This window comes from Ramlibacter rhizophilus, from assembly GCF_004681965.1.
GTDB classification, from domain to species: Bacteria; Pseudomonadota; Gammaproteobacteria; order Burkholderiales; family Burkholderiaceae_C; genus Ramlibacter; species Ramlibacter rhizophilus.
Map to the genome: position 1 here is coordinate 654228 of NZ_SMLL01000001.1, position 23148 is coordinate 677375.

The following is a 23148-nucleotide window of genomic DNA, read 5'->3' on the forward strand; positions in this document are numbered from 1 at the left end:
GCCCGACTTCGGCCCTCGGGTGCCGTCGCTCACGGCGAACTGCTGTGCAAGAATGAAAGCGCTCATGAGATCCACAGACTTCTGGCGACTGGTCCCCGGCGCCGCACTGATCCTGCTGTCCGTCGGCACCAGCCATGCCATGACGCTCGGACGGGCCCAAGGCCTGGCCGTGATCGGGCGTCCGCTGGACATCACGGTGCCGGTCGTGCTCGACGCCGGCACCGACGTCGCGGACCTCTGCCCCCGTGCCGACGTGCATTACGGCGACACGCGGATCGACTCCCGCTCGGTGGACCTGCGTCCCAATGGCAGCGGGACCGCGCTGCTGCGCGTGCGGGTGCCGCGCTCGGTGGACGAGCTCTTCGTCACGGTGCAGGTGCAGGTCGGCTGCACCCAGACGCTGTCGCGCCGCTTCGTCCTGCTGTCGGAGCAGCCCGGCGACATCGCCGAGGCCGCCGTGCAGGCCACGCCCGTTGCCCCAATCCTGCTGCCTGCGCCGACCGCGTTGCCGGTCCAGGCCGCCCCCGCGCCGCTGGCCGTCCCCGCGCCGGCTGCGGCGCTCACGCCCGATCCATCGCCCGTGGCTGCCCAGGCCGCGGCGCCTGTCGCGGCAGCGCCCGCACCGCGCCCCGCGGCGGCGCCGCGTCCGGCACCTGCCGCCCGCCCGCCGGCCGCGCCCCAGGCAGCGGCTGCGCCAGTCGCACGGCCTGCTGCCGCGGCCGCACCCAAGCCGGCCGCCTCCGCCACGCGGCCGGTCACCCCGGCGCCGAAACCCGCACCCAAGGCCGCCACGGTGGAGCGCCCGCGCCTGAAGCTCGATGCCGCCGACCTGGGCACGCCACCCGCCGGCAGCCTCAAGCCCAGCGATTCCCTGCAGGGCGGCGCCGCGGCCGACGCCGGCCAGCGCGCCGAAGCGGCTGCCCGCTGGCAGGCGCTCACCACGCAGCCCGACGACCTGCTGCGCAGCGCCGAGCGCATGGCCACCATGGAAGGCGAGATGCGCGCCATGCGCGAGGGCCTGCTGAAGAACCAGGCGCTGATGGCCCAGCTGAGCGCCCGGCTGGAGCAGTCCGAACGCGAGCGCTACTCCAATGGCCTGGTCTATGCCCTGGCGGGGCTGCTGGCCGCGGCTTCGGGCCTGGCGGCCCTGTTCTGGCGGCGCAGCCGCCAGGCGCAGGCGGCGCAGGCCCGCTGGTGGGCGGAAAGTTCGACCGCGAGCAGCGAACCCCAGCTTCACGAAGATCCGGCGGTGCGCCTTGCGCCTGTCCCGGCCCGGGCGGAACCCGTGGCCCTGGCTGCGCTAGGCGAGGCGCTCGCGGCGTCCGCGCCGCAGGCCTTCGAGCCTGCGCCGGTCGTGGCGGAGGCGCCTGCATCCGCGCCCGACGAAAGCATCGACCACGCCGAGGCCCTCGGCCACGCGCGTCCGTTCCAGCCCACGGGGACCGAGGGACTGCGCGTGAGCGAGAAGGCGGCCAGCGTGGAAGAACTCGCCGACGTGCAGCAGCAGGCCGACTTCTTCATGTCGCTGGGCGAGTACCAGCGCGCCGTGGCGGTGCTGCGCGAGTACATCGACGCGCATCCGCAGGCGAGCGTCGTCGCCTGGCTGGAACTGCAGGACATCTACCACCGCCTGCAGCGCGAAAGCGACTACGAGCAGCTGCGCCGCGACTTCGAGTGGCTCTTCAACCAACCCATGCCCGCCTATGCGGACTACCAGCCCGATGCGGCTGGCCTGGAGGCGCATGCCGAGGCGCTGGAGCGCCTGCAATCCCTCTGGGGCCGACCCGAAGTGATCGGCTTCATCGAAGACGCCCTGATGCGGCAGCCGCATGACGAGTCGCAGCCGCTGGGCGCGGCCGCGCTGCGCGAACTGCTGATGCTGCACGGCGTGGCCATCGAGCTGGTGGAGCAGGGCGACATGCAGCCGATGATCGAACTGCCGGCAATGGTGTCGGCGTCCGCCTCGCCGGTCAGGGAGTCGGCCGTCGATGCCGCCAATGCCTCGCTGGACGTGGGCGCCCTCGACTTCCTGCCGCTCAGCCTGGATCCGGTGCCCGCCGACGACTGGCGCAAGCTCGCGGCGCCCAACTCGCGCCCCGCGGGCCTGGACCTGAACCTGGACGACCTGGACCGGCCGCCGGCGGCACCGGCGGCCACCGCTGCCGACACGGCTGCGCCCAAGGCCTTGCCGACGGACCACCTGCTCGACTTCGACCTCGACCTGGATCAGAACTTCAAGCTGCCCAAGCGCTAGAAGGCGTAGATGAATCTACTGCGCGGCCGATCTGGTGCCTGCGCTTCTCGCCGTACCCAAGTACGGCTGTGATGCTCGGCGCCACCTCGGGCCGCTCGCTACCATTCCTTCACACCTTCTGCGTCTGCCGCCCCGACCAAGCGTTCAGCGCCGCACAGTGAGTGCGGCGGGATTGACGACATTGCTCGGCGTCCCCTGGATGTAGTTGACGACGTTGTCGAAGGCTTCGCCGAAGTACTTCTCGTAGCTCTCCTGCTCCACATAGCCGATGTGCGGCGTGCAGATGCAGTTCTCCAGCCGCAACAGCGCGTGGCCCTGGAGGATGGGTTCGCTCTCGAACACGTCCACGGCGGCCATGCCGGGGTGCCCGCGATTGAGCGCTGCGATCAGGGCGTCGGACTCGAGCAACTCGGCGCGCGAGGTGTTCACGAACAAGGCCGTCGGCTTCATGCGCCCCAGGTCCTCCAGCCGGACGATGCCCTGGGTCTCCTCGTTCAGCCGCAGGTGCAGGCTCAGCACGTCGCTGTGGGTGAACAGCTCTTCCCGGCTCGACGCGACATGCAGGCCGTCGGCGGCGGCCCGCTCACGCGAGCCTTCCCGCCCCCAGACCAGCACGTTCATGCCGAAGGCCTTGCCATAGCCGGCGACGAGCTGCCCGATGCGGCCATAGCCCCACAGGCCCAGCACCTTGCCCCGCAGCACCATGCCCAGCCCGAAGTTGGGCGGCATGGACGCGGACTTCATGCCGGACTGCTGCCAGGCGCCGTGCTTGAGGTTGCCGATGTACTGCGGCAGCCGCCGCATGGCCGCCAGGATGAGGGCCCAGGTGAGTTCGGCCGTGGAGACGGGCGAGCCGCCGCCGTCGCACACGAGGATGCCGCGCTCGGTGCAGGCCTGGACGTCCACGTGCGGGCCGATGCGGCCGGTCTGCGCGATCATCTTCAGGCGGGGCAGTTTCTCGACCAGCTGGCGCGTGATCTGGGTTCGCTCGCGAATGAGGACGATCACGTCGGCGTCGCGCAGGCGCACCGCCAGCTGTCCGATGCCCTTGACCGTGTTGGTGTAGACCTTGGCCGGATAGGGCTCGAGCTTGGCCGCGCTTTGCAGCTTGCGGACCGCATCCTGGTAGTCGTCGAGGATGACAATGTTCATGCGCCCGATTGTGCATGGCGGCTCGCCCTGCCTGCCCTGCAGTAGCATCGGCAACCTTCTCCCTTCGCATCGATCCAGGAGTTCCATGAGCCTGTCCATGTCTTCCGCGAGCCTGCCCGTGTTCACGTCCATGCTCGGCAACCTGAGGCGAATCCTCGACAAGGGGCTGGCCCACGCCGAGGCGCGCAAGTTCGATCCCTTGGTGCTGACCAGCTATCGGCTCGCGCCGGACATGCTGCCGTTCACGCGGCAGGTTCTGATCGCGTGCGACGCGGCGCGCCTGGGCGTCGCGCGCATTGGCGGGATCGATCCCGGTCGCTGGGAGGACAAGGAAACCAGCTTCGAGGAGCTGAAGGCCCGCATCGACCGGACGGTGGAGTGGCTGGCCGCAGTCAAGCCCGAGCAGCTGGACGGGACGGAGGACAAGGAAGTCACCTTCCCGGTCGGGCGCGAATCCACCCGCACGATGAAGGCCGAGGCCTTTCTCAAGCACTGGGTGCTGCCGAACTTCTATTTCCACGTGACCACCGCCTACGCCATCCTGCGGCACAACGGGGTGGAGCTGGGCAAGGCCGACTACCTGGGCGGCCGCTGATGAAGGTGTGAATGAATCTACTGCGCGACCCGATCTGGCACCTGCGCTTCTTGCCGTACCGACGTACTGCTGCGATGCTCGGCGCCAGCTCGGACCGCTCGCTACGATTCCTTCACACCTTCATGAGTGGATGAATCGACTGCGCGACCCGATCTGGCACCTGCGCTTCTCGCCGTACCGACGTACGGCGGCGATGCTCGGCGCCAGCTCGGACCGCTCGCTACGATTCCTTCACACCTTCATGAGTGAATGAATCGATTGCGCGACACGATCTGGCGCCTGCGCTTCTCGCCGTACCGAAGTACGGCTGCGATGCTCGGCGCCACCTCGGGCCGCTCGCTGCGATTCCTTCACACCTTCATGAGTGGGCGGGATCGGGCGACGGCCTGATTCAGGATCTGCCGTCGAGGGCGACCAACCGGTCCAGTTCCGCGCAGACGTCCGCCAGGCGCCCCGAGATCACCATGCGCCCGGCCTGCGCGCGAGGGCGTGAGCGGTCCTCGCAGACGCGGATCACGCGAACCGGTCGCGCGGTTTCCGTCGTGCCGCGCCGCAGCGGCTGCGGTGCACGGATGGGGCCACGCCAGGCTTTCTGGGGACGGTCATCGTTCGCGGGGCGCGGCGCTTCGGCCGGGGCTCCGCTGCGGAAAGGGTGCGGCGCGTCATCCTCGGCCGGCACCGGCGCAAGGTTCTCCGAGGACGGGCCGCCAGCCAGCCAGTTCACTGCCGCCTGCAGCGGCGAGAAGAGGTGGACGACCAGGGGAAGTGCGATTGCCATGTGAGACTCCTTCAGGACATCAGGGTGGGACACAGGCAGGATTGCGGGGGACAGGGAGCGCTGCAGGGTGATGGCCTGGTGCCATACGCCCGCCACCTGCAACGCTCCGGGTGGACTGCAAACGCGCGCGGCTACATCAGCATGGTGTTGCGGATGAGGCCGACCGCCAGGCCTTCGATCTCGAAGGGCTCGCCGGGCTCCACCACGATGGTGGGGTAGTCGGGGTTTTCGGCATGCAGCTCGATGAGATGCTTGTTTCGGCGGAAGCGCTTGACGGTGACGTCGTCACCGAGGCGGGCCACGACGATCTGTCCGTTCTTGGCTTCCTTGGTGGCCTGCACGGCGAGCAGGTCGCCGTCCATGATGCCGGCGTCTCGCATGGACATGCCGCGCACCTTCAGGAGGTAGTCCGGGCGGCGCTGGAAAAGGCTGCTCTCGACGTAGTAGGTCTGGTCCACATGCTCCTGCGCCAGGATGGGGGAGCCGGCGGCCACGCGCCCGACCAGGGGGAGCGCCAGCTGCGCCAGGCCTTGCAGCGGCAGCGAGAACTGGCGCGTGCGGGACTCGTGGATGGAGCGCAGGGTTTCCTGCTGCAACCGGATGCCGCGGGAGGTACCGCTCACCAGCTCGATCACGCCCTTGCGTGCCAGGGCCTGGAGGTGCTCCTCGGCCGCGTTCGCGGAGCGAAAGCCGAGTTCAGCCGCGATTTCGGCGCGGGTGGGAGGTGCGCCGGTGCGAGCGACCGCGGATTGGATCAGGTCCAGAATCTGCTGCTGGCGGGGCGTGAGCTTGGGGGCTTCGGACATGGGGGCTCTCCAGGGCAACTGTCTCGATATCCAGTACCTGTATTTTTGATCAGTTTTTCCGGAAAAGGCAAGTGGTCGCTCAAAACATCGTGGTGCTCGGCACCGGCGGAACCATCGCGGGCACGGCGGCCGACCCGCTGGATCACCTCGGCTATACGCCAGCGCAGCTTGCGGTGGACCAGCTCGTCTCGGCGGTCCCACCGCTGGCCGGCTGGCTGCTCGTGGCCGAGCAGGTCGCGCAAGTGGACAGCAAGGACATGGACGAGACGGTGTGGCGCCAGCTGGCGCTGCGCTGCGCGCACTGGCTGGCGCGCGAGGACGTGCAGGGCCTGGTCGTCACGCACGGCACCGACACGCTGGAGGAAACCGCCTTCTTCCTGTGCTCCGTCCTTGCGACGGACAAGCCGGTGGTGCTGACCTGCGCCATGCGGCCTGCCTCTGCCCTCATGCCGGACGGACCACAGAACCTGTTCGATGCGGCTTGCGTGGCACGTTGCCCGGGCGCTCGGGGCGTGCTGGCGGTGTGCGCCGGTCGCGTGCACGGCGCGCTGGAGGTTCACAAGCGCCACAGCTACCAGCTCGACGCGTTCGACTCCGGTGAAGCCGGTCCGGTGGCCGTGGTGGAGGATGGCCGGGTGCGCCTGCTGCGCGAATGGCCCAGCGCGCAGGCGCTGCAGCCCGGACTGCTCGACCAGCTGGTGGAGGACAAGCCCTGGCCGCGGGTGGTCATCGTGAGCAGCCACGCCGGCGTGGACGGCGAGCTGGTGGACGCCCTGGTGGCCCAGGGCGTGGCGGGCATCGTCGTCGCCGGCACCGGCAACGGAACGGTTCACCGCCGGCTCGAAGCGGCCCTGCTGCGCGCCCTTGACGCCGGGGTGGCCGTGCTGCGCAGCACGCGCTGCGAGGGCGGGCGCGTGCTCGCCCATGCGGGGGACAGGCTGCCCGACGCCGGTGGCCTGTCGCCGGTCAAGGCACGCATCCACCTGCAGCTGTCGCTCCTGGCGCGCGGGGTGGGCTGATGTTCGCTGGGCTGCAGAGCCACCCCTGGGCCTACCCCGCGCTCGAAGTGGTGCACATCATGGGCATCGCCCTGCTGTTCGGGAACCTGGTGCTGCTGGAGGTCCGCGCCTTCGGCCGCGGTGCGAGCCTGCCGTGGCTGGCGCTGGCCCAGCTGAGCCTGCTGCTGGCGCTGGGTGGCTTCCTGCTCGCGGCTGGTTCGGGCCTGCTGATGTTCGCCAGCCAGCCGGGCGATTTGCTCGCGAACCGCAGCTTCACGCTCAAAATGCTGCTGCTTTTCGCGGCGGGCGCCAACGCCGCGGCGTTCCATGCGCGCGGGTCGCTGCGGCGCATGGACCGCATCGCCCGCGCACAGCTTCTGCTGTCGCTGGCGATCTGGATCGCAGTCATCGTGTGTGGGCGCTGGATCGCCTACGTGTGAACTTCGGAAGGAGAGACCTCATGCAACGTCGAACCCTCGTGCTGGCCGGCCTGGCCGTGCCGGGCCTGGCCATCGCCCATCACGGCTGGAGCAGCTTCGACCAGGACCGGCCGATCTGGCTGCAAGGCAAGGTGACGCGCGTGCGCTGGCAGAACCCGCATGCCGAGCTGCAGCTCGAAGTACCGCGCGACCTGCGCGTTCCCGCCGACCTTGCCGGGCGCACCTTGCCGGCGCAGTCCGCGTCCGTGGATGGCAAGTCGCTCCTGGCGCGCGCCGTCGTGCCGACCCGCCGGGACACGAGCTGGGAGGTCGAGCTGGCGCCGCTCACGCGCCTGCGGGCGTGGAACGTGGAGGAGATCAAGCCCGGCGCGCAGCTGGGCGTGCTCGGGTTCACGTTCAAGGAGGAGAAGGGCGACCCGGTGCTGCGGGCGGAGTACCTGTTCGTCGATGGCAAGGTCTACGGCCTGCGCTCATCGCCCGCCTGACGGCGTGAATGAATCGGGCGGCGCGGCTCGCCGAAATTGATTCACACACACCTTCTGCGCCCGGGCAGGAACCTGGTTCAGTCCTGCAGCGCAGCCAGGGCGCGTGCGGTGATTTCCTCGACCGTCCCCATGCCGCTGATGGCCCGGTACTTCGGCGCGTTGCCGGGGTCGGCCTTGGCCCAGCTGGAGTAGTAGTCCACCAGGGGGCGCGTCTGCGACGCATAGACGTCCAGGCGCTTCATGACGGTTTCTTCCTTGTCGTCGTCGCGCTGGATCAGGGGCTCGCCGGTGACGTCGTCGAAGCCGGCGACCCTGGGCGGGTTGAACTTGACGTGGTAGGTGCGGCCGGAGGCCGGGTGCGAGCGGCGGCCGCTCATGCGCTCGACGATGGCCTCGAAAGGCACGTCGATCTCCAGCACGTAGTCGAGCTTGACGCCGGCGTTCTTCATGGCGTCGGCCTGCGGGATGGTGCGGGGGAAGCCGTCGAACAGGAAGCCGTTGGCGCAGTCGGCCTGCGCGAGGCGTTCGCGCACCAGGCCGATGATGATGTCGTCCCCGACCAGGGCGCCGGAGTCCATGACCTTCTTGGCCGCCAGCCCCAGGGGCGTGCCGGCCTTCACCGCGGCGCGCAGCATGTCGCCGGTGGAGATCTGCGGGATCCCGTACTTCTGGCAGATGAACGCGGCCTGCGTGCCTTTGCCTGCGCCCGGCGCGCCCAGCAGAATCAATCTCATGAAGGTCCTCGGATACGAAAAGGTGGCTTTGCCGGCCCGCCGTCCTTGTCTCTCGCGCGACCGGCGGGCCGCCGGCGCAGGAGGCCACCGGGCAGGGCGGGCTCGTGCGCGCGAACGCGCAGGAGGATAGCACGGGGGTTCCGTGCGACTTCAGGCCTGGAGGAGGGTCGGGTCGGAGGCAACGAGTGCACGCACGCGCGCGAGGTCCTCGGGGGTGTCCACGCCGCTCGCCGGCGCTTCGTCGGCCACGTGCACGGCGATGGCGTGGCCATGCCAGAGCGCGCGCAACTGCTCGAGGGATTCGAGCTGCTCGATCGGTGCCGGCGCGAGGGTCGGGAAGCGAAGCAGGAAGCCCACCCGGTAGGCGTAGATGCCGATGTGGCGCAGAGGCGGCGGCGAGGGCAGGGCCTGCACCTGTCCGCCCGCAAAGCCGTCGCGCCACCACGGGATCGGCGCGCGGCTGAAGTAGAGCGCCCGGTTCGCCGCGTCGGTCACGACCTTGACCACATTGGGATTGCGCAGGTCCTGCGGGTCGCCGATGGGGTGGGCGGCCGTGCTCATGGCGGCCGAGGCCTGCGCCTGCAGCACCTCGGCCACCCGGTCGATGAGGGCGGGCTCGATCAGCGGCTCGTCCCCCTGGACGTTCACCACCAGCTCCGCTTCTGCCAGCCCGATGGCCTGGCAGGCTTCGGCGAGGCGGTCACTGCCCGAAGGATGGTCGGCCCGCGTGAGCACGGCCTCGATGCCATGGTTTGCGCAGGCCTCGACGATGGCCGGGCTGTCGGCGGCGACGACCACGCGGCGCGCACCGCTGCGCCGGGCACGCTCGGCCACGCGGACGATCATCGGCCGGCCCGCGATGTCGGCCAGCGGCTTGTCCGGCAGGCGCGTGGACGCGAGTCGGGCGGGAATGAGGACGGTGTAGGGAAGGCCCATGCGCGGCCGTGTCAGACCAGCGGCGTGCGCTGCGGCAGGCGCTCCAGCTCTTCGTCGCTCAGCGTACGGGCCTCGTCCTCGAGCAGCACGGGGATGCCGTCGCGGATCGGATAGGCCAGCCGCGCCGCGCGGGAGATCAGCTCCTGGCGCTCGCGGTCGTAGTCGAGGAAGCCCTTGGTGACGGGGCAGACCAGCAACTCAAGCAGTTTGGAGTCCATCGCGGGATCATAGCCGCGGCGCCAGGCGGCGATCGAGCGCATCCCAGAACGCCGGCTCGATGCGCAGCGCCAGCGGGACGGCCCAGGCCTGGGGGTGGTGGCGCCACAGCTTGACGGCGTCTTTCTCGGTGCAGACGACGGTGGCGCCGGCAGGCAGGTGCAGGTCCTGCGGCTCGAGGGGATCGTGGTCGGGCCGCTCCAGGGTGCGGGCGAGCGTGAAGCCGCTGGCGCGCAGCATGCTGAAGAAAGGTTCGGGCTGCGCGAGCGCCGCAAGGGCGATCACGGCCGGCCCGCGCGCCAGCTCCGCCAGCGCGATGCGCGTGCCGTCGGCCCGCTGGGCCTGCGCAGCCAGGCCACGCTCGAGCGTGAAGCCCTCGATGACGGTGCCCGGTGGGCGAAGCACCAGGTCGGCGTGCCGCGGCCAGGGTTCACGCAGCGGCCCGGCCGGCAGCAGCCAGCCATTGCCCGTGCCGCGCTGGTCGAAGACGCAGATCTCCAGGTCCCGCGCCAGCGCGAGGTGCTGCAGGCCGTCGTCGCTCACGATCACCCGCAGGCCGGGGTGGCGCGAGAGCAGGAGCCGCGCGGCCTCGACGCGCCGCGCCCCGACGGCGATCGGAACCTGCGTGCGCCGCGCGATGAGCAGGGGTTCGTCGCCCACCTCCTTCGCGGTGCTGGCCGCCGTGACCTCGCGGCAATCCCGGCTGCTTCGGCCGTGGCCGCGCGAAATCACGCCGCAGGCGATGCCCTGCGCCTGCAGGTGCTCGACCAGCGCGATGACCACCGGCGTCTTGCCCGCGCCCCCGGCCACGACATTGCCCACGACCACGACCGGCACGGGAAGGCGCTGCGGCCGCCGCAGGCGCATGCGGTAGAGGAAGCGCCGGAAGGCGGCGAGGGCGCCGAAGACGGCCGCCAGGGGAAGGAGCGCGAGTGCGAGCGGACCGCGGTGACGCCAGGCGCGCTGCAGGGCGGCTTCGATCACCCGGGGCGTTCCAGTGCTCGCGGATCAGGGCTTGCCGGCCTGCGAGGGGTGCTGGGCGGCGAAGGTGACCTGGTGCAGCCCGCTGCGGCGTGCCGCCTCCAGCACGGTGATGACCGACTGGTGCGGCGAGGCCGCGTCCGCGCTGATGATGACCACGCTGTCCTTGCCGGCCTGGGCGGCCGCGCTCAACGCGGTGGAGACGGCCTCGACGTTGCGGCCGCTCAGGGGCGTGCGGTTGATGCTGTAGCGCCCGTCGCTCGCGACCGCGACGATGACTTCCTTGGGGTGGTCGCGCTGGGCCTGCGCGTCGGCCACCGGGAGCTTCAGCTGCAGCTCGGTGAACTTGCTGTAGGTGGTGGACAGCATCAGGAAGATGAGCACCACCAGCAGCACGTCGATGAACGGGATCAGGTTGATCTCGGGCTCGGCCCGGGGACGGGGGCGGAAGTTCATGGGTTCGGCTTCTCAGCCTCAGCGGCGCAGGCTGGCGAGGTGGCGGGCGAAGCGCTCCGAGGCCAGCTCCAGGTGGAGGAGGTACTCGTCCACGCGGGCCCGGAAGTAGCGCCAGAAGATCAGCGCCGGGATGGCGACGATCAGGCCGAACGCGGTGTTGTACAGGGCGATGGAGATGCCGTGGGCCAGCTGGGCCGGGTTGCCGCCAGTGGTGCCGCCGGGGGCTTGCGAGCCGAAGATCTCGATCATGCCGATCACGGTGCCGAGCAGGCCCAGCAGCGGCGCGGCCGAGGCGATGGTGCCCAAGGCGCTCAGGTAGCGCTCCAGCCGGTGCGCGACGGCCCGGCCGGTGTGCTCCATGCTGGCGCGCAGCTCGGTCTCGCCGCAGCGCGGATCGGCGTTGAGTGCGCGCAGGCCGCTCGCGAGCACCTCGCCGAGGGCGGAGTTCTGCTCGAGCTGGGTCACCACATCGGGGGTGGGCACGCTCACGCGCGAAACGGCCACGGCTTCATCCACCAGCCGGGGGGGAACGATCTTGGCGGTCTTCAGGCTGAGGAAGCGCTCGATGATGAGGGCCAGGGCGACGACGGAACAGGCGATCAGGGGCCAGATTGGCCAGCCAGCGGCTTGTATGATCGAAAACAAGGGGGGTCTCCAGGCGCGATGGGAATGGCTGAGGCACGATTATCGGCCAGCCTCGGGCCTGTAGGACGAGGCCTCATGCACGTCGTCGAATTCCCACAACTCTTGTGGATAACTTTGTGCAGAAGCGCACGCCGGCGGGCCGCCAAGCCGCATGGAATCGGGCCTGTAACAAATCGATCACAAATTAATCACAAAAAAACTGTTGCAAATCAATGGCTTGTGACGAGTCGCCGTCGTTTTGGGCCGGTATGACACCCGAAAGACTACTTGCCTCCTTCTGTGGACTACTGCAGGGCGCCTGATGCCTGAGAACCCGTCGTCCGCCCTGCAGTTGCGGCGCGTCTGGGCCGTGGGCGCGCTGTGCCGCGCGGTCGCCGACGCGCTCGAGGCGCGCTTCAACCCGGTCGCCGTGCGCGGCGAGATCTCCGGCTTTTCCCGGGCCGCCAGCGGTCACTGCTACTTCACGCTGAAGGATGGGCAGGGCCAGTTGCGCTGCGCCATGTTTCGCCGCGCCGCCTCCATGGCCGCCTTCGCGCCGCGCGACGGCGACCAGGTGGAGGTGCGTGGCCGGCTGGACGTCTACGACGCGCGCGGCGAGCTGCAACTGGTGGTCGAGAGCCTCGCACGCGCCGGCCAGGGCAGCCTGTTCGAGCAGTTCATGCGCCTGCGCGAGCAGTTGCAGGCGGACGGCCTCTTCGATCCGGCCCGCAAGCGCGCCGTGCCCCGCCTGCCCCGCGGTGTCGGCCTCGTGACCTCCGCCGGCGCGGCGGCGCTGCACGACGTGGCGACGGCACTGCGGCGGCGCGCGCCTCACCTTCCGGTGCTGTTCGCCCCGGCGGCGGTGCAGGGTGCGCAGGCGCCGGCCGAGTTGTGCGAGGCGCTGGAGGCGCTGTACGTGCGCGCGCTGTCCGGCGATGTCGACGTGATCCTGCTGGTGCGGGGCGGCGGCTCGCTGGAGGACCTCTGGGCTTTCAACGACGAGCGCCTGGCGCGCACCATCGTGCGCAGTCCCGTCCCGGTGGTCGTCGGTGTCGGCCACGAGACGGATTTCACCATTGCCGACTTCTGCGCCGACCTGCGCGCACCGACGCCCACGGCGGCGGCCGAACTGGTGGCCCACCCGCGCGACGCGTGGCTGGAGCAACTGGCCGCGCTCGAAGAACGGCTGGGCCGAAGCAGCCAACGTCGGCTCGAAGCGGCGCACCAGCGCCTGGACGTCGCCGCCGGCCGGCTTGGCCGACCGCTGGGCCGCATCGCGCAGCAGCAGCAGCAGCTCGAGCGCGCGGCGCACCGCCTGCGTTGGGCTGCCGACCAGCGCCTGCAGCGCGCCTCCCAGGTGCTGGAGCGCGCCGAGTCCAGGCGCATTGCCTGCATGCAAACGCAGCTCGGTCGCCGACGCGACGCCGTCGAGCGCTGCGCCTTGCGCCTGGGTTTGCTCGACCCGCGGCTCGTGCTGGAGCGCGGCTACGCCCTGCTGACCCGCAGCGACGGATCAGTCCTTGCGCGCGCGGCGCAGGCGGTCGCGGGCGAGACGCTCGCGGCCCAGCTTGCGGACGGGCGGGTCGATGTCGTGGTGACCGGGTCAAGGCCGGATTAACTGCCTAGAATCGTTGTTTCCCGACAAGCACAACACCACGAGGACCACCATGGAACACACCCTTCCCCCCCTGCCGTATCCGATCGACTCGCTCGCGCCGCACTACTCGAAGGAGACGCTGGAGTACCACCATGGCAAGCACCACAACGCCTATGTGGTGAACCTGAACAACCTCCAGAAGGGCACCGAATACGAGAGCATGAACCTGGAGGAGATCGTCAAGAAGTCCTCCGGCGGCATCTACAACAACGCGGCGCAGGTCTGGAATCACACCTTCTTCTGGAACTGCATAAAGCCCAATGGCGGCGGCGAGCCCGGCGGCTCCCTGGCCGAGGCCATCAACAAGAAGTGGGGCAGCTACGCCGCCTTCCGCGAAGCCTTCGTGAAGTCCGCCGTGGGCAACTTCGGATCCGGCTGGACCTGGCTGGTCAAGAAGACCGACGGCAGCCTGGACATCGTCAACACCGGCGCCGCCGGCACGCCGCTGACCTCCGACGACCGCGCGGTGCTCACGGTCGATGTCTGGGAGCACGCCTACTACATCGACTACCGCAACCTGCGCCAGAAGTTCGTCGAAACCTACCTCGACAAGCTGGTGAACTGGGACTTCGCGCAGAAGAACTTCGGCTGAGCCGCACCTCGAAAATGACAAGGGCCGCGTTCGCGGCCCTTGTCATTTGGCCGGCCCGAAGGGGCCGCCGGCCAGCCGGTCGCCGGCCTTGAGCCCCTTGCGCGCGAACCAGCCCTGGTTCATCTCCAGCACGAAGCGCACCGGCTGCGCCGAGCAGTGGGACTGCAGGCTGCGTGCCGGCATGTCGGCGAGGTTGACGATGGTGCCGTCGTCGCCGATGAATGCGGCGGTCAGCGGGATCAGCGTGTTCATCATCCAGAAGCACTGGGTGGAGGGCTGCTCGAAGACGAAGAGCATGCCTTCGTGCTGGGGCATCTCCTTGCGCCACATGAGGCCGGTGGATCGCTGCTCCGGCGTGCCGGCCACCTGGGCGTCGATCTGGTGCATGCCGGCGGACAGTTTCACGCGCGGCAAGCCGGTCTGCGGTTCCTGGGCCAGGGCCGGTGTCGCCGCGAGCCAGAGCGCGGCGGCGAGGGTGAAGGAGCGGGCAAGCAGTCTCATGGCGCGCATTGTCGCCGCGCGAACGCGGAAAAGCCCGCCGAAGCGGGCCGGCCGGGCCGGGACCGCCCCGGGCGGTCCGTGGCCGGGGAATTACTTCTTCTCTTCCTTCTTCGCGGCCTTCTTCATTTCCTTCTTGGCGGCGGCCTTCTCGGTCTTCTTGGCCTCTTCCTTCTTGGCGGCGGCCGGGGCCGCCGGCGTGGCCGGCGTGGCAGGCGTCGCGGGGGCTTGTGCGAAGGCAGCGGCGGCAAAGAAACCGGCAACCAGGGCGGCGAGCAGCTTGTTCATGGTGTGTCCTTCGGATGTTCGATCGTCAAGTGGTTTGGATCGCCGGCCAAGGCAGCCGGCACTCGTCTCAACGCACGAGCATGAGTTCGTGTTGACAGGCCGTGCGTGACGCCGCGCTGCGCTGGCGTGCCGACTGCGTCCCCTAGAATCCCGTCATCCACCCCCGCGCTCGCGGCCGCTCGGCCACGTTTTCCGTCCTCACCTTCGGAGTCCTTCCTCCATGTACCAGCACATCAAGGTGCCCAGCCAGGGCCAGAAGATCACGGTCAAGGCCGACATGTCGCTCCTGGTGCCGGACGAACCCATCATTCCCTTCATCGAGGGGGACGGCACGGGCATGGACATCACGCCGGTGATGCTGAAGGTGGTCGATGCCGCGGTGGCCAAGGCTTATGGCGGCAAGAAGAAGATCCACTGGATGGAGGTCTATGCGGGCGAGAAGTCCACCCGGGTGTACGGCCCCGACGTGTGGCTGCCCGAGGAAACCCTGCAGGTGGTGCGCGACTACGTGGTCTCCATCAAGGGTCCGCTGACCACGCCGGTCGGTGGTGGCATCCGCTCGCTGAACGTGGCGCTGCGCCAGGAACTCGACCTGTACGTGTGCCTGCGTCCCATCCAGTACTTCAAGGGCGTGCCGTCGCCGCTGAAGGAACCGGAGAAGACCAATATGGTCATCTTCCGCGAGAACTCCGAGGACATCTACGCCGGCATCGAATACGAAGCCCAGTCGGACAAGGCGCAGAAGCTCATCAAGTTCCTCGTGGAGGAGATGGGGGTCAAGAAGATCCGCTTTCCCCAGACCTCGGGCATCGGCATCAAGCCCGTGTCCATCGAGGGCACGGAGCGCCTGGTGCGCAAGGCCATCCAGTACGCCATCGACAACGACAAGCCCAGCGTGACGCTCGTGCACAAGGGCAACATCATGAAGTTCACCGAGGGGGGCTTTCGCGACTGGGGCTATGCCCTGGCGCAGCGTGAGTTCGGCGCCGAGCTGATCGACGGCGGCCCGTGGTGCAGGCTGAAGAACCCGAGGACGGGCAAGGACATCGTGGTCAAGGATTCCATCGCGGACGCCTTCCTGCAGCAGATCCTGCTGCGCCCGGCCGAGTACAGCGTGATCGCCACGCTCAACCTCAACGGAGACTATGTCTCCGACGCGCTCGCCGCGCAGGTGGGCGGCATCGGCATCGCCCCAGGCGCCAACCTGAGCGATTCGGTGGCCATGTTCGAGGCCACGCATGGCACCGCGCCCAAGTACGCCGGCAAGGACTACGTCAACCCCGGCTCGGAAATCCTCTCGGCCGAGATGATGCTGCGCCACATGGGATGGACCGAGGCGGCCGACCTCATCATCAGCGCCATGGAAAAGGCCATCCTGAGCAAGAAGGTCACCTACGACTTCGCCCGCCTCATGGACGGGGCCACGCAGGTCAGCTGCTCGGGCTTCGGGCAGGTCATGATCGACAACATGTGATCGCTGTCCGATCCGCTCCATGGAAAAAGCCGCCCTCGGGCGGCTTTTTTTTCAGCTGCCCGCCCTTACCGCAGCTCGGCGTGGGCGGTGGCGTGAAACTGGGGGGCGCGCACCTTGGACTGCCGCGGTCGCAGGACCACTGGCCTGGGTCCCGAAGGTGCCGCCAGCGCGACGCTCGCGCTGGGTGGCAGCTGCGCGGAGTCCGGCTCGGCCTGGATGTTGCGGGCCATGTGGCCCTTGGGCCCGGCGGTGAGCTCGAAGCGCACGCGGGCGCCTTGCTTGAGCGTCTTGAAGCCCTCCATGGCGATGGCCGAGAAGTGGGCGAAGACGTCCGTACCGCCGCCATCAGGCTCGATGAAGCCGAAGCCCTTCGCGTCGTTGAACCATTTGACTGTTCCTGTGGCCATGTTCACTCCTCTAGCGTTCGCTCTAGAACAATGGACCAAAGTTTGCGAGATGTGCTTACACGTGTCAACGATTCGAGATACGAAAGTCTCTATTTCTGGCTGGCTTGCCGCTGGCAGCGCTGCCGTAGCCGTCTGCGGCCGGCCGCCGCGTAGGCGCGGGGCGACGCTTGAAGTTCGCCAGACGGTCTCCACCTCAGATCGGCGGGGCGCTGCGCAAGCGGCATCGATAGAATGTTTTTCATGGCCAGCAAGACACCCAATTCACCGCCGGTCGCGCCCAAGACGACGCGACCGCAGGACGATGACGGTGGGTCCGTAGTCCTCGAGCGGCGCACCCAGAAAACCAAGCCTCCCCAGATGTACCAGGTCGTCATGCTCAATGACGACTACACGCCGATGGAGTTCGTCGTGGTGGTGATCCAGGAGTTTTTCAACAAGGACCGCGAGACCGCCACGCAGATCATGCTGAAGATCCACCTGGACGGCAAAGGCGTGTGCGGCGTGTATTCGCGGGACGTGGCCGCCTCCAAGGTCGAACAGGTCCAGGCTGCCGCAAGGCAGGCGGGCCATCCCCTTCAGTGCGTAAGTGAACCGGCCGAATGAGCCCACCACGGAACGGATCAGGAATACAGTGACTCCGAGTCATACAGGTAGGAAGGCAAAGGACATCTCATGATTGCCCAGGAATTGGAAGTCAGTCTCCACATGGCATTTGTGGAGGCACGCCAGCAGCGCCACGAGTTCATCACCGTGGAACACCTGCTGCTCGCCCTGCTGGACAATCCCAGCGCGGCGGAAGTGCTGCGCGCCTGCTCGGCCAACGTCGAGGATCTGCGCAAGTCGCTGTCGAACTTCATCAAGGACAACACGCCCCAGGTGGCGGGGACCGACGACGTGGACACCCAGCCCACGCTCGGCTTCCAGCGCGTGATCCAGCGAGCCATCATGCACGTGCAGTCCACCGGCAACGGCAAGAAGGAAGTCACCGGCGCCAACGTGCTGGTGGCCATCTTCGGCGAGAAGGACTCGCACGCCGTGTACTACCTGCACCAGCAGGGCGTCACGCGGCTGGACGTGGTGAACTTCATCGCCCACGGCATCAAGAAGAGCGACCCGCCCGAACCCGCCAAGGGCGGCGAGCCCACGGGCGCCGAGGGCGAAGAGGGCGGCGAGAAGAACGAGAAAGCCTCGCCGCTCGAGCAGTTCACTCAGAACCTCAACCAGTCCGCCAAGGACGGCAAGATCGATCCGCTGATCGGCCGCGAGTACGAGGTCGAACGCGTGATCCAGATCCTGTGCCGCCGGCGCAAGAACAACCCGCTGCTGGTCGGCGAGGCCGGCGTCGGCAAGACCGCCATTGCCGAGGGCCTGGCCTGGCGCATCGTCCAGAAGGACGTGCCGGAGATCCTGGCCGATTCCAACGTCTACTCGCTCGACATGGGCGCGCTGCTGGCGGGCACCAAATACCGCGGCGACTTCGAGCAGCGCCTGAAGGGCGTGCTCAAGTCCCTCAAGGACAAGCCCAACGCCATCCTGTTCATCGACGAGATCCACACGCTCATCGGTGCGGGTGCGGCCTCGGGCGGCACGCTGGATGCGTCCAACCTGCTCAAGCCGGCGCTGTCCAGCGGCCAGCTCAAGTGCATCGGCGCGACCACGTTCACCGAATACCGCGGCATCTTCGAGAAGGACGCGGCGCTGTCGCGGCGCTTCCAGAAGGTGGACGTGGTGGAGCCCAGCGTCGAGCAGACGATCGAGATCCTCAAGGGCCTGAAGTCGCGCTTCGAGGAGCACCACAGCGTCAAGTACGCGGCGAACGCCCTCCAGGCCGCGGCCGAGCTGAGCGCCAAGTACATCAACGACCGGCACCTGCCGGACAAGGCCATCGACGTGATCGACGAGGCGGGCGCCGCACAGCGGATCCTGCCGGTGAGCAAGCGCAAGAAGACCATCTCCAAGACCGAGGTCGAGGAGATCGTCGCCAAGATCGCCCGCATTCCGCCGGCCAACGTCTCCAACGACGACCGCGGCAAGCTGCAGAACCTGGAGCGCGACCTCAAGAGCGTTGTCTTCGGCCAGGACAAGGCGCTGGAAGTGCTGGCCGGTGCCGTGAAGATGGCGCGCTCGGGCCTGGGCAAGGGCGACAAGCCGATCGGCTCCTTCCTGTTCAGCGGCCCCACGGGCGTGGGCAAGACCGAAGCGGCCAAGCAGCTCGCCTTCATCATGGGCATCGAGCTGATCCGCTTCGATATGTCGGAGTACATGGAGCGGCACGCGGTCTCGCGCCTGATCGGCGCGCCCCCGGGCTACGTGGGCTTCGACCAGGGTGGGCTGCTGACCGAGGCCATCACGAAGAAGCCGCATGCGGTGCTGCTGCTCGACGAAATCGAGAAGGCGCATCCGGACATCTTCAACGTGCTGCTGCAGGTCATGGACCACGGCACGCTCACGGACAACAACGGACGCAAGGCCGACTTCCGCAACGTCATCATCATCATGACGACCAACGCGGGCGCCGAGACCATGAACAAGGCGACCATCGGCTTCACCAACCCGCGCGAGGCCGGCGACGAGATGGCCGACATCAAGCGCCTGTTCACGCCGGAGTTCCGCAACCGCCTGGATGCCACCGTGAGCTTCAAGGCGCTGGACGAGCAGGTCATCCTGCGCGTGGTCGATAAGTTCCTGCTCGTGCTGGAGCAGCAGCTGGCCGAGAAGAAGGTCGAGGTCACCTTCACCGACAAGCTGCGCAAGTTCCTGGCCAAGAAGGGCTTCGATCCGCTCATGGGCGCCCGCCCCATGCAGCGCCTGATCCAGGACACCATCCGCCGGGCGCTGGCCGACGAACTCCTCTTCGGCCGCCTGACCGAGGGGGGCCGCCTCACGGTGGACCTGGACGAGAAGGACGAGGTGCAGCTGGACATCCAGCCGCTGCCCAAGAAGGAAGGGCGCAACCGGCCTGAGCCTGAAGAGGTATCGTCCGACGGCCAGCCCTGAGAAAACCCCGTTCGCCCTGAGCTTGTCGAAGGGCTTCGACAGGCTCAGCCCGAACGGGTAAGCACGCAAGCCGCCGCAAGGCGGCTTTTTTTCGCCCCTACCATCGGCGCCATGCTCACCGTCCACCACCTGAACCTCTCCCGCTCGCAGCGCGTGCTGTGGCTGCTCGAAGAACTCGGCCTGCCCTATGAGGTGGTGGCCTATGAACGCGAGGCGCGCACGCTGCTCGCGCCCGAGGCGCTGCGCCGGGTGCATCCCCTGGGCAAGTCGCCGGTGCTGACTGACGGCCCGCTCACCCTGGCCGAGTCGGGCGCGATCCTGGAGTACCTGGTCGAGCGTGAGGGGGGGCGCCTGTCGCCGCCGCCCGGCACGCCCGAGCGCCTGCGCTGGCGATACTGGATGCACTACGCCGAGGGCTCGCTCATGCCGCCGCTGCTGATGAAGCTGCTGTTCGAGGGCATCGCGCGGGCGCCGGTGCCGTTCTTCGTGCGTCCCATCACCGGCCGCATCGCATCGCAGGGCCTCCGGTCCTTCGTGATGCCCCAGCTCAGGCGGCACCTGGACTTCATCGAGGCGGAGCTGAAGCCGCGGGCCTGGTTCGCCGGCGACGATTTCACGGCGGCCGATATCCAGATGAGTTACCCGCTGGAGGCGGCCCAGGCCCGCGTGGGCCTGCAGGACTATCCGGCCATCGCGGGCTACCTGGCACGCATCCGCGAGCGCCCCGCCTACCAGCGCGCCGAGGCGCGCGGTGGGCGCTTTGGCGTCCCCGGTTTCGGCGACTGAGGCGCCGCCGCCTGGTGCTTCACTGCATCAGCGAGGGCAGGAAGAGGCTGATCTGCGGAAAGGCGATCAGGATGCCCAGGGTGAGCACCATGGTGAGCACCAGCGGCCAGCAGCCCCGGAAGATATCGGCCAGGCTCACGCCGGGCAGCAGGGCGTTGAGCACGAAGAGGTTCATGCCCACGGGCGGCGAGATCAGGCCGATCTGCACGATCATCACGATCAGCACGCCGAACCACAGCGGATCGAAGCCCAGGCTGGTCACGATGGGGAAGAACAGCGGAATGGTGAGCAGCACCATGGTCAGCTCCTCCATTACCGTGCCCAGGAGCACGTAGATGCCCATCATGGCCACGATGATCATGGTGGGCGTCAGGCCGCTCTTGGTGATGAAGTCGCGCAGGTCGCCGGGCAGGGTGGTGAAGTTGACGAAGTTCGCGAACATCGTGGCGGCAATCAGCAGCGTGAACAGCATGGCCGTAGTGCGCGCGGACTCCACCAGCACCTGGAACAGGATGGGCCAGGTGAGGCGCCCACGCAGCAGCGCGAACAGGAAGGCGCCCGCAGCGCCGAAGCCCGCCCCCTCGGTGGCGGTGAAGAAGCCTCCGTAGATGCCGCCCAGCACCACGATGACCAGCACCACCACGCCCCAGATGCCGCGCAGCGCGCGCCAACGCTCGGACCAGGAGTGGCGTTTGCCGGGCGGTGCGTGCTCCGGGTCGCGCAGGGTGATGATCCACACGGCCAGCATCAGCATGCTTGCCGTCAGCAGGCCAGGCAACACCCCGGCGGCGAACAGCTTGCCGATGTTGGTCTCGGTGATGATCCCGTAGATCACCAGGATGGTGGAGGGCGGGATCATGATGCCCAGCGTGCCGCCGGCGGCCATGACGCCGGTGGACAGCGAGTTGCTGTAGCCCAGGTCGCGCATGGAGGGATAGGCCACCTTGCTCATGGTGGCGGCCGTGGCGATGGACGAGCCGCAGATCGCACCGAAGCCGGCGCAGGCGGCGATGGTCGCGTGGGCCAGGCCGCCGCGCAGGTGGCCGATGAAGGCATAGGCGGCCTGGAACAGCTCGTGCGCCAGGCCCGCGCGGGCGACGAAGTTGCCCATGAGGATGAACAGGGGGATGACCGACAGCGTGTAGGCGAAGCCGGTCTCGTAGACCACCTGCGAGGTGCTGGCCAGCGCCGGCACCCAGCCGCGCGTGAGGCCCACGCCCAGGAAACCGACGATGCCCATGGCGAAGGCCAGGGGGATGCGCATCAGCGCCAGCAGGAAGATGGCACCGAAGCCGAGCAGGGATTCGATCACAGCGCGGTCCCCTCACGCGGCTCTTCGCCGTGCTGCACGCGCCAGCGCATCAGGGCTAGGTGCACCAGCCCCGCGAGGGCGCACATCACGCCCATGCCGTAGATGAAGGGGTACTTGGGAATCTGCAGCTGCGCGGTGGTCTCGCCGAAGCTCGCGAAGTCGCCGCCGGTGCGCCACATCAGCCAGCCCAGGGCGAGCAGTCCCACGCCGACCAGCGCGTTCACCAGCACCTGCTGCAGCGTGCGCACCCAGCGGGGCAGGTACGGGTCGAGGGAGTCGAACTCCACATGCTCGCCGCGCAGGGACACCAGCGGAAGGGCCGCGAAGATCACCACCACCATGAGCAGTTCGGTCAGCTCCAGCGAGCCGGGAATGGAGCGCGAGACGAACTTGCGTCCCAGCACGTCGAAGAAGGTCAGGGCCATGATCGCGAACAGCGCGATCCCCGAGAGCAGCCCGCACAGGAGCTCCAGCAGCTTTTTCAAGTCGTTCTCCGTCCTTCTCCGTGATCCCTTGGGGGTGCATGCGAACGCGGCTTCCGGGCAGGGCCCGCAAGCCGCGTTTGTATCAGGTCGCGTGCGGCGCCGGCCCTCCCCGGTGCCGCACGGGCGCGTGCCTTACTTGGACTGCTTGGCGATCTCGGCGCGGAAGTCCGCCAGCACCTTCTCGGCGTTCTTCAGGCCCTTGCCCTCGGCTTCCTTGGCCCAGCGCTCCTCCAGGGCCTTGGTGCGCGACTTGACGTCGCCCACCAGCTTCTGGTCGGCCTTGATCACCTGCACCTTGTTGGCTTCCATGCTCTTCATGGCGGCCTGGTCCACGCGGTCCCAGTGCTTGCCGATCAGGCGTGCGGCCACCTCGCCGGAAGCGTCGTCCACCGCCTTCTTCTCCTCGGGGCTGAGCTTGTCGTACTTGGCCGGGTTCATCATGAAGACGAAGCTCGTGTTGTAGAGGCCCCCGGGGAAGGTCGTGGCATGCTTGATCAGCGGACCGAGCTTGAAGGACTCGATGGATTCGGCCGGGAACAGCGTGCCGTCCATGACGCCGCCGGACAGCAACTCATAGGACTCGGGCGCGGGCTTGAGCGTGACGTTCATGCCCAGGGTCTTGGAGATCTCGTTGACCATGCCGCCGCCCACGCGCCACTTCAGGCCCTGCAGGTCTTCCAGCTTGGTGACCGGCCGCTTGGTGTTGAAGACGATGCCGGGCCCGTGGGTGAAGAAGGCGAGCACCTTCACGCCCTCGTGCTCCTTGAGGAACTCCGGGTGCTGCATGGCGACCTTGTTGAAGGCCACGGACATGGGCTCGGCCGCGTCGCCCAGGAAGGGGAACTCGGCCATCTGCGTGAGCGTGAAGCGGCCCGGCGTGTAGCCGTGCACCGTGAACGACACGTCGGCCAGGCCGTTCTTGATCGCGTCGAAGGTGCCGGGGGGCGCGGCCACCGCGCGGGGCAGGTGGTTGCACTTGATCTTGTTCTTGCTGTTCTTTTCCACCAGGTCGCACCACTCCTTCTGGGCGACGGTGAGCGCGTGCGTGGGCGGCACCCAGCTCGAGGTGGTCAGGACGGTCTGGGCGCCGGCGGGCGCTGAGACGGCGAACACGGCGGCCGTGGCCGCGAGGGAAAACAGGGAACGTTTCATGCTAGGTGACTCCTTTTTTCGGGTGAGGGGACTGTAGGTCTGCAT

25 protein-coding genes and 1 pseudogene are annotated in these 23148 nt (G+C 68.3%); 11 read left to right on the plus strand and 15 right to left on the minus strand.

Annotated elements, in window-relative coordinates:
- Positions 1 to 64 precede the first annotated feature (64 nt).
- On the plus strand, positions 65 to 2254 hold the full coding sequence (locus EZ242_RS03125; protein WP_135283638.1) for a hypothetical protein: 2190 nt from the start codon (positions 65 to 67) through the stop codon (positions 2252 to 2254).
- A 144-nt stretch (positions 2255 to 2398) separates the two neighbouring features.
- Here EZ242_RS03125 and EZ242_RS03130 read toward each other — a convergent pair whose 3' ends face one another.
- Complete coding sequence (locus EZ242_RS03130) at positions 2399 to 3406, minus strand: D-2-hydroxyacid dehydrogenase family protein (protein WP_135283639.1); 1008 nt, start codon at positions 3404 to 3406, stop codon at positions 2399 to 2401.
- A gap of 85 nt (positions 3407 to 3491) precedes the next feature.
- On the opposite strand from EZ242_RS03130, the gene EZ242_RS03135 reads away from it, so the two are divergent.
- On the plus strand, positions 3492 to 4001 hold the full coding sequence (locus tag EZ242_RS03135) for a DUF1993 domain-containing protein (protein WP_135283640.1): 510 nt from the start codon (positions 3492 to 3494) through the stop codon (positions 3999 to 4001).
- Between the two features lie 391 nt (positions 4002 to 4392).
- Here the strand turns inward: EZ242_RS03135 and EZ242_RS03140 are convergent, their stop codons facing one another.
- Together EZ242_RS03140 and lexA are read right to left on the minus strand one after the other, a co-directional pair.
- The gene (locus tag EZ242_RS03140) at positions 4393 to 4779 is read right to left on the minus strand and encodes a hypothetical protein (RefSeq protein ID WP_135283641.1); all 387 of its coding nucleotides are present in this window, start codon (positions 4777 to 4779) and stop codon (positions 4393 to 4395) included.
- A gap of 131 nt (positions 4780 to 4910) precedes the next feature.
- On the minus strand, positions 4911 to 5585 hold the full coding sequence (gene lexA / locus EZ242_RS03145; protein WP_135283642.1) for a transcriptional repressor LexA: 675 nt from the start codon (positions 5583 to 5585) through the stop codon (positions 4911 to 4913).
- A 71-nt stretch (positions 5586 to 5656) separates the two neighbouring features.
- Between lexA and EZ242_RS03150 the strand changes: the two genes are divergently transcribed.
- From EZ242_RS03150 to EZ242_RS03160, 3 genes are read left to right on the plus strand one after another with little or no spacing between them, the layout of a single operon-like run.
- Positions 5657 to 6604: an asparaginase gene (locus EZ242_RS03150; RefSeq protein WP_135283643.1), complete on the plus strand. Its 948-nt coding sequence runs from the start codon at positions 5657 to 5659 to the stop codon at positions 6602 to 6604.
- A complete protein-coding gene (locus tag EZ242_RS03155) occupies positions 6604 to 7023 on the plus strand; it encodes a hypothetical protein (RefSeq protein WP_135283644.1) in 420 nt (139 codons plus the stop codon). The genes EZ242_RS03150 and EZ242_RS03155 overlap by 1 nt, the downstream gene beginning before the upstream one ends.
- A gap of 20 nt (positions 7024 to 7043) precedes the next feature.
- Positions 7044 to 7508 carry a DUF6152 family protein gene (locus EZ242_RS03160; protein WP_135283645.1) on the plus strand — a complete coding sequence of 155 codons (465 nt, stop codon included), beginning with the start codon at positions 7044 to 7046 and terminating at the stop codon, positions 7506 to 7508.
- Between the two features lie 77 nt (positions 7509 to 7585).
- Here the strand turns inward: EZ242_RS03160 and adk are convergent, their stop codons facing one another.
- From adk to EZ242_RS03190, 6 genes are all read right to left on the minus strand, one after another.
- A complete protein-coding gene (adk, locus tag EZ242_RS03165) occupies positions 7586 to 8242 on the minus strand; it encodes an adenylate kinase (RefSeq protein ID WP_135283646.1) in 657 nt (218 codons plus the stop codon).
- 150 nt (positions 8243 to 8392) lie between these two features.
- Positions 8393 to 9178 (minus strand): 3-deoxy-manno-octulosonate cytidylyltransferase, encoded by a 786-nt coding sequence (gene kdsB / locus EZ242_RS03170; protein ID WP_135283647.1) that lies wholly within the window; start codon positions 9176 to 9178, stop codon positions 8393 to 8395.
- Positions 9179 to 9189: 11 nt separating this feature from the next.
- Positions 9190 to 9396 (minus strand): Trm112 family protein, encoded by a 207-nt coding sequence (locus EZ242_RS03175; RefSeq protein ID WP_135283648.1) that lies wholly within the window; start codon positions 9394 to 9396, stop codon positions 9190 to 9192.
- Positions 9397 to 9403: 7 nt separating this feature from the next.
- Positions 9404 to 10378: a tetraacyldisaccharide 4'-kinase gene (gene lpxK / locus EZ242_RS03180; protein ID WP_135283649.1), complete on the minus strand. Its 975-nt coding sequence runs from the start codon at positions 10376 to 10378 to the stop codon at positions 9404 to 9406.
- 24 nt (positions 10379 to 10402) lie between these two features.
- Positions 10403 to 10831, minus strand: coding sequence for an ExbD/TolR family protein (locus EZ242_RS03185; RefSeq protein ID WP_135283650.1), 429 nt, complete (start codon positions 10829 to 10831; stop codon positions 10403 to 10405).
- Positions 10832 to 10849: 18 nt separating this feature from the next.
- Positions 10850 to 11476 carry a MotA/TolQ/ExbB proton channel family protein gene (locus tag EZ242_RS03190; protein ID WP_135283651.1) on the minus strand — a complete coding sequence of 209 codons (627 nt, stop codon included), beginning with the start codon at positions 11474 to 11476 and terminating at the stop codon, positions 10850 to 10852.
- A gap of 301 nt (positions 11477 to 11777) precedes the next feature.
- Between EZ242_RS03190 and xseA the strand changes: the two genes are divergently transcribed.
- Together xseA and EZ242_RS03200 are read left to right on the plus strand one after the other, a co-directional pair.
- A complete protein-coding gene (xseA, locus tag EZ242_RS03195) occupies positions 11778 to 13073 on the plus strand; it encodes an exodeoxyribonuclease VII large subunit (RefSeq protein WP_135283652.1) in 1296 nt (431 codons plus the stop codon).
- A 49-nt stretch (positions 13074 to 13122) separates the two neighbouring features.
- Positions 13123 to 13704 (plus strand): Fe-Mn family superoxide dismutase, encoded by a 582-nt coding sequence (locus EZ242_RS03200; protein WP_135283653.1) that lies wholly within the window; start codon positions 13123 to 13125, stop codon positions 13702 to 13704.
- A gap of 42 nt (positions 13705 to 13746) precedes the next feature.
- On the opposite strand, the gene EZ242_RS03205 is transcribed toward EZ242_RS03200, so the two are convergent.
- Together EZ242_RS03205 and EZ242_RS03210 are read right to left on the minus strand one after the other, a co-directional pair.
- On the minus strand, positions 13747 to 14205 hold the full coding sequence (locus EZ242_RS03205; RefSeq protein WP_240786964.1) for a DUF192 domain-containing protein: 459 nt from the start codon (positions 14203 to 14205) through the stop codon (positions 13747 to 13749).
- A gap of 90 nt (positions 14206 to 14295) precedes the next feature.
- Complete coding sequence (locus EZ242_RS03210; RefSeq protein ID WP_135283655.1) at positions 14296 to 14490, minus strand: hypothetical protein; 195 nt, start codon at positions 14488 to 14490, stop codon at positions 14296 to 14298.
- 220 nt (positions 14491 to 14710) lie between these two features.
- Here EZ242_RS03210 and icd point away from each other — a divergent pair, with 220 nt between their 5' ends.
- Positions 14711 to 15964, plus strand: a complete 1254-nt coding sequence (gene icd / locus EZ242_RS03215; RefSeq protein WP_135283656.1) for an NADP-dependent isocitrate dehydrogenase — start codon at positions 14711 to 14713, stop codon at positions 15962 to 15964.
- 209 nt (positions 15965 to 16173) lie between these two features.
- Here icd and EZ242_RS22340 read toward each other — a convergent pair.
- Positions 16174 to 16371, minus strand: a pseudogene (locus EZ242_RS22340) (cold-shock protein); the annotation flags it as partial.
- Positions 16372 to 16602: 231 nt separating this feature from the next.
- On the opposite strand from EZ242_RS22340, the gene clpS reads away from it, so the two are divergent.
- The 3 genes from clpS (at position 16603) to EZ242_RS03235 (ending at position 20154) form a co-directional block, all read left to right on the plus strand.
- Positions 16603 to 16974 (plus strand): ATP-dependent Clp protease adapter ClpS, encoded by a 372-nt coding sequence (gene clpS / locus EZ242_RS03225; RefSeq protein ID WP_135283658.1) that lies wholly within the window; start codon positions 16603 to 16605, stop codon positions 16972 to 16974.
- Positions 16975 to 17043: 69 nt separating this feature from the next.
- Entirely contained in the window at positions 17044 to 19368 is a 2325-nt protein-coding gene (gene clpA / locus EZ242_RS03230; protein WP_135283659.1) for an ATP-dependent Clp protease ATP-binding subunit ClpA, read from the plus strand.
- A 111-nt stretch (positions 19369 to 19479) separates the two neighbouring features.
- On the plus strand, positions 19480 to 20154 hold the full coding sequence (locus tag EZ242_RS03235) for a glutathione S-transferase family protein (protein WP_135283660.1): 675 nt from the start codon (positions 19480 to 19482) through the stop codon (positions 20152 to 20154).
- Between the two features lie 19 nt (positions 20155 to 20173).
- Here the strand turns inward: EZ242_RS03235 and EZ242_RS03240 are convergent, their stop codons facing one another.
- The 3 genes from EZ242_RS03240 to EZ242_RS03250 all read right to left on the minus strand — a co-directional run bounded on the left by EZ242_RS03240 (position 20174) and on the right by EZ242_RS03250 (position 23103).
- A complete protein-coding gene (locus tag EZ242_RS03240; RefSeq protein ID WP_135283661.1) occupies positions 20174 to 21466 on the minus strand; it encodes a TRAP transporter large permease in 1293 nt (430 codons plus the stop codon).
- Positions 21463 to 21951, minus strand: coding sequence for a TRAP transporter small permease (locus EZ242_RS03245; protein WP_240786966.1), 489 nt, complete (start codon positions 21949 to 21951; stop codon positions 21463 to 21465). Before EZ242_RS03245 ends, EZ242_RS03240 begins: the two co-directional genes overlap by 4 nt.
- Before the next feature lie 132 nt (positions 21952 to 22083).
- A complete protein-coding gene (locus EZ242_RS03250; protein ID WP_135283662.1) occupies positions 22084 to 23103 on the minus strand; it encodes a TRAP transporter substrate-binding protein in 1020 nt (339 codons plus the stop codon).
- Positions 23104 to 23148: the final 45 nt, after the last annotated feature.